We start from the raw sequence: 11,840 nt of genomic DNA on the forward strand, positions 1-11,840 counted from the left end.
GTGATAGAGCGTTGTGGTCTCTGGTCTTCGACGCTCGTAGACCGGAGTGGGCACCGCGCCCCCTCAGCAAGCCCGAGGCCCACCCAGCATCCCTGCGACCTCGCGAGCTTGCGCTCACGGCGCCCGTGGGCGGGCAGCACGCCTCCAAGCCTCGCGCGGGGACTCGCTGCTGTGATCGGCAGAACGGGGAACGGGGAACGAGGAACGCAAGGAACGAGGAACGGGGAACGCAAGGAACGAGGAACGAGGAACGCGAAACGCGAAACGAGAGAAGACGAAGCGCGGGACCCATGGAATGGCCTTGTTTGCGGGCTTTTCCAGCGTGTCGTCGTCCTCGGCGGCGTCAAGGGTTCGCGCCTTCGGCGCCGCTTCGCGCCCTTGACTCCGCCTGCGGGCGACGACGTGGGCGGGGCGCGCCCGCACGGTGCGGCGTGCACAACGAAAGGCTCGGTATGCTCTCGATTTACCCAGTTGCAGTGGCACTCCTGCGGGACCTGCGTCCTGCCCTCGTACGCATCGAAACCTCGGATCGCGACCTCGCGAGGCAAATGCGGCGCGCGGGGGCAAGCGTCGTCCTCAACCTCGCGGAGGGCTCGGGCTCGTTCGGCGGCACCGGGCGCGAACATGCAAGCGAGCCGGAGGCGAGCGGCGTGCCTATGGCAACCGACCGAAGGGAGGGCGCCACGAACGCTTCCGCAACGCCCTCGGCTCCCTGCGCGAAACCGAAGCCTGCCTCGATGTCGCCGTCGCCCTCGGCTACCTCGAAGAGCCGGAACGCCACGCCGCCACCACGAAGCTCGGCCGAGTCGCCGCCGCCCTCGTGAAGCTCACGCGCTAATAGCGCGCCAGCGCGCCGTGACTCCCCCGAGTCACGGCGCCACCTCCCGACCCCGACCCCGCACCCGACCTCGACCCCGACCTCGACCCCGACCTCGACCCCGACCCCGACCGACCCCGAAGGGGACAGCCCGCCCGGTTGACCCGGACAGACCGCCGGGGTGACCCGGACAAGCCGCCTGGGTGACCCGGACAGCCCTCTGGGAGGCGAGACAGACCGCTCGGGTGGCCCGGACAGACGGGTCAGGGTGCCTCGGACAGACCGCTCGGGTGACCCGGACAGTCGTCGGGGAGGCCGGACAGACCGGTTGGGTGACCCGGACACACGCCTCGGCCTGTTGAACCGGGCCACTCGGCCGCTCCCTCTTTCGACGGCGCGCCCCCGTGTGAGCAAATAACTCGCCTCCCAAGAACCGAAAAATCCCGTGCTGTCTCGCCCACTTACCCTCGCGCCCTCCGCCCTCTCAACAAACTCGTCCGGCCGTACGCAACGAAACCACGAGGCCGACCGAGAGAGGGCAGCGGTGAGAACGAGGATCGCCTTCGTGGACGCCGCGGGTTCTAGATCGGAGATTGACAGCCATGAAAACTGCGAATGCCAAGAAGTCTGCCTCTACCAAGTCCGCTCCCAAGGCCGTGGGCGCCGGCGCGAACGGATCGACGATGACCGCGGCGCTGCGCGCGCCGATCGTCGTCGACGCCGACGCGTACGTCGCGGAGCACGGCCACCTCCTCGCGGGACTGCCCGCGAAGCGTATTCGCATCTCGGTCGTGTCGCTCTGCAGCGACGCGAATACCCTGCTCGAGATCGCGGCGCCCCGGCGCGATCGAATCATCGGGGCCGGGTGCGAGGCCCGCTTCCTCGACGAGCTCCCGATGCGCGTCGCGCTGGCGCAGGCCTGCCAGACGCTGCGTCAATCGTCGCGGCTATCGTACTCGTCGGCAGAGAAGGCCTCTATCGACGAGTGCCAAGCTCACCGCAACGAGATGATGCGCGTCTGTCGCCACGCGTTCCGCAAGGACGCGGACGTGCAAAAGTCGCTCACGGGTCTCCAGGAGGGAACAGGCGTGCAAGACCTCCTCGAGGACTCGCGCGCGCTCCGCCACCACATTCTCCAATCCCCCGAGGCCGTGCGCAGCACTGGCTTCGAGCCCGAGGCGCTGGTCGCCCAGGCCCTCGCCCACGAAGAGGCGATTACCCGCCTCGCCACGACGCGCACGGTGCGCGTGAAAGGCGGCACTCCCGCCGTCACCCTCCGCAATCAAGCGGTCCACTTCCTCCTCGAGGCGATGCGCGAGGTCCGCGACAACGCGGCCTTCGCCTTCGCCAAGGACCCCAAGCTCTCCGCCGCCCTCGAAGGCCTCGGGACGCTCTCCGTGAGCGCGAAGAAGTCCGACGAGGACACGGGCGACGCGCAGGAAGAGGAAAAGGGGGAAGAGCAGGACGAGGCGCAGGAAGAGGCTGTCGCCTGAGTGAGCACGATCGGACTGAGGAAGAGCCCGCGCCAAGCGGGCTCTTCCGCTTTTTGTGGCTGACCCGTGGCGGTCAGGCGAACGATTCGGGCCATTCGCCGGTCTCCGCCCAACGTCGAAGGTCTTCCGCGGACACGTCGACCGGTGCCGACGCTTCGTCTTCGCGGATCTCTTCGGCCGTCTCGGGCGAGGCGACGAGCGGCGCGTCTTTGAGGGCGGGACCCATATCGCGAGTCTGCCACGCGGCCGGCTTGGGGGCGAGGGCCGTCTCCCTCGACGTCTCTCGCGGGGATCGACAGGGTTGGCAGCGTTCGCGCCGCCTTCGCCCGCGGAGAAGTGCCAATCCCAACCGCGAGGTCCGGTACGTCGAGCCGTTCGCTCAGGGCGGCGCGTCGATGCGCAGCTCGACCCGACCCGGCGCGCCGTTCGCGCCGTTCGCGCCCCGCGCGCCGTTCGCGCCGTTGCTGCCCGCCGAGCCGGTCATGCCGCCGCTCACCGAGGTGAAGCGCCCGTTCACCGTGCACGAAGCGCTCGAGCCGCCGGAGCCGCCGGAGCCGCCCTGGCCGCCGCGCCCGCCCTCGCCGCCGGGGCCGCCCGCGCCGCCCTCGCTCCGCACGAAGCTCCGCGCCGCCCGCGAGAGCGCCGCGCAGTCGCCCGTGACGCACGAGCCTCGGACGACCACGTCGCCGCCGCGCCCGCCGGGGCCGCCCGGCCCGCCCGCGGTGCCGCTGCCGCCCGCGCCGCCCGAGCCGCCGCTGGTCCCCGGGCTGCCCGGGCACGAGGCCGACGAGCCGCTCGAGCCGTTCGACCCGCGCGCGCCGTCGGTGCCCCGCGCGCCCGCCGGCCCGGCGCCGCCGCGGGTCGCGATCACGAACGCCTCGAGGTCGTCGGCCTCGACCACGCCGACGAGCGGCCCGTCGGGGCCGGTCACCTCGAAGAGCACGCGGGGGGAGTAGCGTCGCTGGAGCGACACGCGGAGATCGGGGCCGCGCCCGCTCGTCGGGCCGGTGAACACGATGGGGCTCGGGCGCTCGAACCGGATGGGCCACTCGAGGGTGAACAGCTCCTTCTCGTGCACCAAAAACGGGAGCGGCAGGTTCGGTGTATTGTACACAAGCTTCAGCGCGTCCCGGGTGGCGATGCGCTCGACGAAATGCAGCAGGCCCTGCGCGTCGACGCGCACGATGGGGATCGCGGGGCGCACCTCGCTCGGCAGCACACACGGGGTCACGTCGAGCGCGTCGGCGGGGGCGCACACGGTGAGCGGCTCCTCGAAGCCTGTCGCGCGGACGAAGAGGGCGCCGCGCAGCTCGATCGACGGGAGCACCTGCGCCCCGCCGGTGGTGCGCGCCGCGCCCTCCACCGCGAGCAGCGTGGAGGTCTGCTTCCACACGTTCTGCCGCACGAGCAGGCCGCGGACGCGGAGCCGCTCCTCGTCGACCCAGCCGGCGGTGGGGGCGTGCTGCCCGAGGTCGACCGGGTTTCTCCCCTCGGCCATCACGCGCGCCTGGGTCTCGTCGGGGTGGGCGCGAACGTAGGCCGACGCGCTCGCGGCCACGTGCAGGCGGACGACGCGACGCCGCGCCTCGTCCCGGAGGGTCGCCTCGGGGACGCGCTGCGCGACGCGGCGGAGGAGAAGCTCGTCCTTGCGCGCGAACAGCGCGTCGAGGGTGGCGACCGTGACGGGGGCGCCCGACAGCACGCCGCGGCCGAGGTCGATGTCGACGAGGAGATCGCGGCCATAGCGGGCCGCGATGGGCCCGAGCCGGCCCTTGTCGAGCGCGGCGGTCAGCTTCGCGACGTCGTCGGCCACGGCCTCGGGGTGAGGCGCCGTGCCCCTTGGACGGAAGAGGAGCGTCTTGTGGAGCGCCTCGAGGCGCGCGCGCTCGGCCGCGTCGGTCTCGACCGCGCTCCGCGAGACGAGGGTGCGGTAGGCGTGCGCGAGCTCGTCGAGGAGGGACGCGGCCTCTCCCGCGGGGAGGCTCTCGAGCATGAGCATCGCGCAGCGCTGCCACAGGCCCGGCGCGACCTTGCCGGAGAGCAGGCCGCCGGCGAGCGCCTCGAAGTCGTCGCGGGACTCGCCGCGGAACCCGTCGCCGCCCGCGCGCCGATCGCACACCGTGGCCGTGGCGCCGGGCTGGTGGAGGTAGTGGGTCAGCGCCGCGCCCGAGCCCTCGCGCGCCAGATCGGAGGCCGTGAACGGCGTGGGGAACGAGCGCCCGCACGCCGGCGTGGCCAGCGCGGCGAGCGCCACGTGATAGAGCGTTGTCGTCTCTGGTCTTCGACGCTCGTAGACCGGAGTGGGCACCGCGCCCCCTCAGCAAGCCCGAGCATCGCTGCCATCTCGCGAGCTTGCCCTCACCGCGCCCTGTCCCGGACGTCTTCTCGTTGTTCCGGACACCTCGGCTCCTCGGGAAGCTCTCGCCGCGCGACGCGCCGGTCTCCGAGCCCGCGTCCGCGCGACGCCCGGAGAGCGCGCGGGCGGGCGACACGCCTCCAAGCCTCGCGCGGGGACTCGCTGCTGTGATCGGCAGGAGGAAGGGGGAACGAGGAACGCAGGGAACGGGGAACGGTTCCGAGCGTCGCGAGGAGCGCCGTGCTGAGAGGAACGAGAACGTTACGTCGCGTCGTCATGGCCCCCCCGAATCGGCAGGAGAATCACATGGAAACACGTGCAAGTCACGAAGCTGACGTCGCCAAGCGCCCCGACGAAACGCCACGAACCTCACCTTGACAGAGGTGACCTTGCTGGTACGGTGTCAGTTGGGGTCACGGCAATCGCACATATCGGCAGGAGGACGTCTTGACGCAAAGTAGATGCCGAAGGCGAACAAAGACGACGAAGTGGGTATTCCAAGTACTCACGACTGCGACCGTGGCAATCGCTGCATTCGTCGGCGACGCACGTGAGGCACTCGCTAAGAATTACTCCTACGAGTGCGCCAGTGAGTACACCGACTGCAACGGAACTGACATTCCGAACGCGTGCACAGACGCGTATGGCTTCAGCACTGTCATGTACAATGCTGGCCACAGCTTTATTCAGGGCTATAGCGACAACTCCGCGTACGATTCCGACTCAATCGACCCAGACATCGTCAGCGGCGGCCACGACGACAGCTACACCGACACATCGTCGAATCATTTCCTATACTACGCGATGCACGGTTCCTGCGGAAATTACGCGCACGGCCTCGGATCGTGCGACAACGACTACTACTGTGCCGGCACCTACGGAAGCAGTATGTACGGCGGATACAGCAACCTGACCTGGGCATGCGACTACGTGACTCACACGTGCTCGGGGTACAAAACTGACATGTGGTTTGACCGATATGCCATAACTTGCTCGTCCAACGACACGTTTGGGCATGGGGCGAGCATCACGTCGCAGATGCGGTTCGGCGAGTATTCGGGAATTAGCTGGGGTGGCGCCGGCCAAAACGGAAACACCGACTTCGTGGCGTTTGACACGAGTTGTCCAATGGCATTTCCATTTGTTATCGAGATGAATTCCCAGATTTTCACCGGCCTTCACATGCAGCTCGGGTTCTCCACCTCGCCGGGCGGTGATACTGGCGATTCTTCGATTCGCGGCGGAGAATTCGCCAGCCGTATGGTAAGCGACCCGCCGCAAACCGTGGCGGCCGCATGGATCGATGCGGCCCGATACGACGATGAAGAGAACTCGTGCCCGGAACTCTGTACGGTTGCGCTCTCCTGCGACTGGGGGACCTACTATCCGGGGTACCGCCTGTCCTATGAGACATTGACCAGCGAGGGAGACCCCGCATACGCGCCGACTCACTGTGCCTGGACCTACTGGTGCTGCTAGTAAACGGAGGACACCATGAAATACATGTTCGGCGCGTTCGTTTCTCTGATGCTTTGTGCCGCGGGGTGCTCGGCGGACCCTCCGGATACCCCTCAGATCGGTCACGTCAGCAGTCTTCTCGCGTCGGGACCGGCTCTGTCGAATCGATTCGACTTTCCCATTCATGGCGCCACGAAGGAGTCGAACGTCGACACCTACCTATCCTTCAGCGGAGAGGGTGACTCCATCATTCAGTACAAGAACCTCGGGGAAGTCGTCGCGTGGAGCGCGCCGCACACCCCCCAAATGCAACGTGGCTGGCCGACCAGCGAATCGGAGCACGAGGGCCTCGCACGCCAGTATTTTGCGCGGGTCGGGGTACCGAGCGATGAGATCGCATCGGTGACCAATTTCAAGGGGTTCTCTTCCCTGGCTCCGATCGCCGATCCTCGATCGGTGTCGACGACGCCGATTGGATATTCGACTACAGCCCGTCGATCGATCCGTGGCGTGTCAGTTCCTGACTCACACGCTGGAGTTCAGCTGAACGTGGACAGAGTCCCCGTCTCGCTATCGCTCTCTTGGCCGATGGTGCCTGCGGGAATCCTCGACCGGGCGAGCACCATGAGGGCTGCGCTGCCCACGGCGTGGCGCCCACCCGCTGCACTCATCGGGAGCACAACGTTCGTCAGGAGCGAAGTGGTGATTCGCCATAGCCGGAAGAGCCAAGGGACCACAACTTGGCTGGTGGTCGTCAGGTCTCACATGAAGTCGGGGACCCGCGCGACGACGTTGGATACCGACGACCTTGGGAACAGGGTCACCGAATTTGATCCCCCGACGCCAGCGCAGCCTGCGCGAACAAAGTAGGCGACTTGCTGAACAACCTCGCACCCGCAACGCGCGTTGTTGCTTGCGGCGCGCTTCTGTCGTCGCTCGCGCTTGCGTGCTCTACGACGGCAACGAGCAGCGATGCTGGAACGGATGCCGGCGAGGCCGGCGTGATTCAGGATGCCGCACGGACGTGCTCGTCAAGTTGGCGGAGGGTGGACTTCGACGAAGCATGTCTTGCGGGTGCGGCTTCAGTCTCCGGGCTGTGTGAAGTCGGCATTAGCGACTCCAAGGGCACGTACCCTCTATGCGCGCGCAGCCCCGAGGGCGTCATGTACGTCGCGTCAACGGCGGGAGGCCAGCGCTTTGAGGGGGCAGGTTGGGCGTTTGGGCCGCGCGCCTACGTTGAACAACGGCTCGGCCTCCCTCTCCTCGCCGCCGACCAAGAAGCGTTCTGCGATCGCGCAATTGGCTTCTTGGGCCCGCCCAATACGCGAGTGTGCGGCGCAGTCGATGCTGGCGCTGGCCTCGATGCGTCGCCGGACGCGGGTGGAGACTGACTGACTGACTGACGCTCACCGGGTCACGAAGTCGCGCACTGGACACGCTCGGAGGCTATGGCGCCGTCAGGAAATAATGGAACGGACGGCCCATGGAAACCCAATGGAAACATGAGGTGAGCTACATCGCCGTCCATGGCTATCGACCGAGCACGCATCGACGAGATTCGCTCGCGCTATGAGGACTTGGCGCAGGTAATGGATGATCAGCGCGTGACCCGGCTGTGGGGAGCGTAGGCGAATCAAGCCACCTTTCACAAGCTGGCGGATGGCGGGACGGCGTGGCGGCAGGCACCTATGGCACGGAGGTTGCCGAACCCGAGCACGGTGGCTTGCGGACGGGATCGAAGACCTCGACGGCGGCGCTCATCTCGGTCTTCGCGTCGAACCCGCCGATGATCAAGTGGAGGCTCGCTTGTGCTCGAGGCGTTCCGGACCTACCACACGACCGCCGAGCTCTCCGCCACCACCGATCCAAACCTGGTGTTCGATCTCCGCGCGAAGCTCGACGCCGGGGGACACTACGACGACTTCGAGGTGGACCGCGTCGTCGAGGTGGCTCTCCTCCCCACGTCGAAGCAAAGCGAGCTGGTGGCCGCGCTAGATCCGGTGATGGACCGCCTGGTGAAGCGGTACAAGGCGGCCCAGGAGGCGCTGGCGATCGCGAATGAGCGCGCGAACGCGAAGGCGATCGAGGACGCGAAGGGCGAGATGGACGCGCTGGTCCTCTTCAAGGGGGACATGGCCGCGTTCGTGCGGCTCTACACGTTCCTCTCGCAGATCTTCGACTACGGCAACACAGCCATCGAGAAGCGCGCGATCTTCTTCAAGGTCCTCCTGCCGCTCCTCGAGTTTCAGCGCGAGCGCGAGGGCATCGATCTCTCCAAGGTGAAGCTGACCCACCACACGCTCAAGAACCTGGGCAAGGCGGCTCTGGTCCTTGGCGCCCTCGGCGAGGGAGAGAAGCCCAAGCTCGACCCGCTCACCGAGGCGGGCAGCGGGAGCGTGCAGGAGAGGCAGAAGGCCCTGCTGAACGAGATCATCGAGAAGCTCAACACCCTCTTCGAGGGGCAGCTCACCCCAAGCTCTCCGCCGCCCTCGAAGGCCTCGGGACGCTCTCCGTGAGCGCGAAGAAGTCCGACGAGGACACGGACGACGAGCAGGAAGAGGAAAAGAGGGAAGAGCAGGACGAGGCGCAGGAAGAGCCTGTCGCCTGAGTGAGCACGATCGGACTGAGGAAGAGCCCGCGCCAAGCGGGCTGTTGTTGTGAGCGTTTCGCCGGTGCGAACAGACGTAGCTGACCGGAAGAGCCACCGGTGAAACGCGGCTGAACGAAGCCCGGAGCGGCGAGCCGAGACGGTCCTGTGCGCCCGTCTCGTCTATGGCGAATTCGCCGCCCGTCGGCAAGGGCTGGTGTTGTGAGCGAGTACGCCGCGACCACGCCGATGGGGCTCGAGGGCCAGGCTCGCGCGAGAGGGACGTGTTCTGCAACCACCATATGGGCGACGTGGGAGCCGAATTTCGTGCGGAGGCAACACGTGTCTCGTCGGAGCCGTGAGAGCGGTCCGTGGGAGAGTCGTTGCGATCATGCGGCCCTCGCAGGCGGAGCTCTGGCGGGCGGTAGAGGCGAGGTGACGAGCGACGAGCCGCAGCGAGGGCAGGTCGCGACGTCCCGGCCGGTCAACGCCTTGAGACGCTCGCGCCACGCGGTGGCGGACTTACGAAGGGGCCGGCCGCCGAGGAGGGCCATGGCTTGTGAGCGCAGGGGCCGCGACGCGTAGAGGCCGAGATGACGGATCTTGTGAAAGCCACTCGGCAACACGTGCTGCACGAAGCGCCGCAGGAAGGCGACGGGTGGCACCGTGGTCGTTCCACCCCCCTTCGTGCGAAAGGTGATCGCGTCGTGGCGCACTTCGAGAAGTCGGCTGTTCGCGATCCCGACACGATGGGTGTATCGACCGAGGTATTCGAGGACGTACCTCCCGCGCGAGAAGGTCGGCTTCGCGTAGACATGCCAGTTGAGCTTGGCCACGGAGCTCGCGAGTCGAGAGAAGCCCTCCGGATCCTGAAAGTCGTCGAAGCTAGCGAAGCGTCCCTTGCGATAGGCGTCGCGCAGCGTGGCGATGAGCTTGGCGCGGAAGACCCGGCTCATGGCCTTGACGGGGAAGAGGAAGGCGCGATGCGCGGGCACCCATCGCGCGCCGTCGAGGGAGAGTCCCCCGCCGGTGACGATCGCGTGTACGTGGGGATGGAGCTCGAGCTTACGAGTCCACGTGTGGAGAACGAGAATGGCGCCGATCGTGGCCTTCAGCCGCGTGCTGGCGAAGTCGGCCAGGGTCTGGCTGACCGCATGGAAGAGCGCGTTGTACATCACGCGCTTCGCGAAGGCCGCGAGCGGGCGGAGCTGCGAAGGCAACGTGAAGACTACATGGAAGTGGGGAGCATCGAGCATGCGCGCTCGCTGCGCTTCGATCCAGCGTTCCTGGGCCAACGCCTGACACTTCGGGCAGTGCCGATTCCGGCACGAGTTGTACGCGGGGTGCTCGTATCCACAGTGGGTGCACATCTCGAGGTGCCCGCCGAGAGCGGCAGTGCGGCACCTCTCGATGTCGTTCAAGACGCGCCGCTGGTCGGCGCTGAGGCTCACGGTCGATTCGAGCTCGGCGCGGTTTCCGCGTACGATGTCCGCAAGGTCGAAGCGTTTGACGGCCGCCTGCGGGGCGGCCACCGATCAGCGCCTCTGCGGCAGGAGATCGAGCGGGCTTGGCGTCTCACGGAGAGCGTAAGCGAAACAAGCCACTTTCCCAAAGCTGGCGGGCGGCGGGACGGCGTGGCTTGAGGCACCTGCACGGTGGCCGGTGGCCGCGCCGAGCCGGTTTCGGCCCTGGCACGGAGGTTGCCGAACCCGAGCAACCTGCATGCGGGCGCACCGCGGCCTTCGCGCCCCTTGCGCACGTCCTACTCGGCAGCCTCGACGCTGCCGGCACCTCGCCGAAGCACGCGACTCTGCCAGTACGGAGGTCCACGAGCCGGGGTTCGCTGCGGCACGTCCGTCGGCTCGCCGATGCCTCGCAGATAGCGAGCGACGCTCTTCGGATCGGTGACGATCGCGAGCAGCTTCATGCTCCCCGCAGCATGGGCGTCAGCACGTCGAACCCAAATGTCCTCTTCAGGAGACCCGGCCCACGGGCGGTGGGCGCCTCGACGCGGCCTCTCGGGCATGGGCGCCGCGTTCTCCGTGGGACCACCGCGGGCTTCCGGGGCGAGACGGGGCCGGAGCTTGCTCGCCGACGCGAGCACGCCCGCGTACCGAACGGTGTGAAAGCGCGGCGCGGGTACCGACGCCGCGAGGCGGCTGAGGAGCGAGAGCGGATCCATGTCCACCGCCACGGTCCCGTCGGAGAAGGGCTTCTTGAGCGTGATCCTCACGAGTCCGTCCGGGCCGCGTGTCACCCGTTCCTGCGCGACTGCGGGACGCAACACGTACTTCAACAGCGCCTCTCTGCCGGCCACGTCGTGCCCGCCGGCGCGCGTCGCCGCGTGAAGCGTGAAGCCATCGAGCGCGACGCACAGCGGTCGCTCGAACACCATCCCCCGTCTCTCGAAGGGCAGCGCGCCGCGGCGCCACTCAGGACCGGCGGGCGGCGTCGTGCCCGATACGGCGGACGCGGCGAGCACAGCCAGACCGTCGCCCTCGCCCTCCGCGTCGCCGTCCTCGAGGAGAAGGCCCCGACGACGAAGGTACTTCACCATCCGGTCGCGCGTACGCTCCAGCACCGCCGCCACGTCCCGCGTCGACAGGTGCCCGACCGCGCGAAAGTCGAGCTCCTCGCCCTTGTCCCGATATGCGCCGTCGAGGAACACCGCGTGCACGTGCGGGTTCAGCTTCCAGATCGGAAGAGGTTCGCTGTACCGCGATCACCGCTCCGCTCTGTCCGCGTGGAGATCCACCGCCCCGCTCACGGTAGAACCCGAGCACCGTCTGCACGAAGATCCGCGTCAGCGCCGAGACCAACGGCCCGTCATACCCGAGGCGCTTTCGCCACGCAAAGGCACTGTGAGCACCCACTGCCGGAGATCCACCGCTAGCACACGTCTCGATGAGATGCGCCGCGGTGGCGCTCATCTTCCGGCCCAGGCACGAGGGACAGAAGCCACGGCCCTTACAGCTGAACGGCACGAGCCGCGTCTCTTCGCAGCTCCCACACTTGAGGGCGTGCGAAGCCGTGGCAAAGCAGGCCGCACGCCAGATAGCCTTCGAGCTCCTTCCTCACGAACTTGGGCAACGCGATCGCGAGGGCCCCGTCCTGCACCGCGCCATACAG

Annotated in this window: 8 protein-coding genes and 1 pseudogene; 4 read left to right on the top strand and 5 right to left on the bottom strand. The window is 67.7% G+C overall.

What is annotated here, in order from left to right; all coding sequences use genetic code 11:
- Window positions 1-1,419 precede the first annotated feature (1,419 nt).
- The gene (locus tag IPQ09_26330) at window positions 1,420-2,310 is read left to right on the top strand and encodes a hypothetical protein (protein ID MBL0197670.1); all 891 of its coding nucleotides are present in this window, start codon (window positions 1,420-1,422) and stop codon (window positions 2,308-2,310) included.
- 73 nt (window positions 2,311-2,383) lie between these two features.
- Here the strand turns inward: IPQ09_26330 and IPQ09_26335 are convergent, their stop codons facing one another.
- Window positions 2,384-2,536 carry a hypothetical protein gene (locus tag IPQ09_26335; GenBank protein MBL0197671.1) on the bottom strand — a complete coding sequence of 51 codons (153 nt, stop codon included), beginning with the start codon at window positions 2,534-2,536 and terminating at the stop codon, window positions 2,384-2,386.
- A gap of 153 nt (window positions 2,537-2,689) precedes the next feature.
- Window positions 2,690-4,618, bottom strand: coding sequence for a hypothetical protein (locus tag IPQ09_26340; protein ID MBL0197672.1), 1,929 nt, complete (start codon window positions 4,616-4,618; stop codon window positions 2,690-2,692).
- Window positions 4,619-5,185: 567 nt separating this feature from the next.
- Between IPQ09_26340 and IPQ09_26345 the strand changes: the two genes are divergently transcribed.
- The 3 genes from IPQ09_26345 (at window position 5,186) to IPQ09_26355 (ending at window position 8,640) form a co-directional block, all read left to right on the top strand.
- Window positions 5,186-6,145 carry a hypothetical protein gene (locus IPQ09_26345; GenBank protein MBL0197673.1) on the top strand — a complete coding sequence of 320 codons (960 nt, stop codon included), beginning with the start codon at window positions 5,186-5,188 and terminating at the stop codon, window positions 6,143-6,145.
- 15 nt (window positions 6,146-6,160) lie between these two features.
- Window positions 6,161-6,994 carry a hypothetical protein gene (locus IPQ09_26350; GenBank protein ID MBL0197674.1) on the top strand — a complete coding sequence of 278 codons (834 nt, stop codon included), beginning with the start codon at window positions 6,161-6,163 and terminating at the stop codon, window positions 6,992-6,994.
- 938 nt (window positions 6,995-7,932) lie between these two features.
- Complete coding sequence (locus tag IPQ09_26355; GenBank protein ID MBL0197675.1) at window positions 7,933-8,640, top strand: hypothetical protein; 708 nt, start codon at window positions 7,933-7,935, stop codon at window positions 8,638-8,640.
- Window positions 8,641-9,100: 460 nt separating this feature from the next.
- On the opposite strand, the gene IPQ09_26360 is transcribed toward IPQ09_26355, so the two are convergent.
- The 3 genes and pseudogenes from IPQ09_26360 to IPQ09_26370 form a co-directional block, all read right to left on the bottom strand.
- Complete coding sequence (locus IPQ09_26360) at window positions 9,101-10,243, bottom strand: IS91 family transposase (protein ID MBL0197676.1); 1,143 nt, start codon at window positions 10,241-10,243, stop codon at window positions 9,101-9,103.
- A 230-nt stretch (window positions 10,244-10,473) separates the two neighbouring features.
- On the bottom strand, window positions 10,474-11,388 hold the full coding sequence (locus IPQ09_26365) for a transposase (protein MBL0197677.1): 915 nt from the start codon (window positions 11,386-11,388) through the stop codon (window positions 10,474-10,476).
- Window positions 11,389-11,614: 226 nt separating this feature from the next.
- Window positions 11,615-11,767, bottom strand: a pseudogene (locus IPQ09_26370) (transposase zinc-binding domain-containing protein).
- Between the last annotated feature and the right edge of the window lie 73 nt (window positions 11,768-11,840).

This window comes from Myxococcales bacterium (assembly GCA_016720545.1).
In the GTDB taxonomy this organism is placed as follows: domain Bacteria; phylum Myxococcota_A; class Polyangia; order Polyangiales; family Polyangiaceae; genus JAAFHV01.